This window comes from Marinobacter halodurans (assembly GCF_004327985.1).
Lineage (GTDB): Bacteria > Pseudomonadota > Gammaproteobacteria > Pseudomonadales > Oleiphilaceae > Marinobacter_A > Marinobacter_A halodurans.
Window position 1 is genome coordinate 1 of the sequence record NZ_SJDL01000199.1, and the last position, 455, is coordinate 455.

Sequence of the window (455 nt, forward strand, 5' to 3'; positions counted from 1 at the left end):
CTCTTGCTTTGGTAAACCAGGATGATCACCATATGTAGAACTACTTGCTGCATAAGTAAAACTTTTGACACCAGCATCACGGCTCGCAACTAACATATTTACAAAACCGCTAATGTTCGCCTGATTGGTTGCAATAGGATCTTGAATTGAACGTGGTACAGAACCTAAAGCTGCCTGATGTAAAACATAATCCACACCTAAACAAGCTTGTTTACAGTCATCTAAATGACAGATATCACCTTTATGAAAGGTAAAATTTTCCCATTGCTCAGGTGCAACACTCTGTTTTACTTCATCTAGGTTTTCTTGAAATCCTGTAGAAAAATTATCTAGTCCAATAACTTTTTGATTTAATAATAATAATTTTTCTAAAAGATTTGAGCCAACAAAACCCGCAACACCCGTTACAAGCCATACTTTCGGATTACTTAATAATTCTTCGCATACTTCATAAT

The 455-nt window shown here is 35.4% G+C and carries 1 protein-coding gene; it reads right to left on the reverse strand.

Annotated elements, in window-relative coordinates:
* On the reverse strand, positions 1 to 455 hold a 455-nt coding region (locus EZI54_RS24100; protein ID WP_131484364.1), incomplete at both ends, for an NAD-dependent epimerase/dehydratase family protein.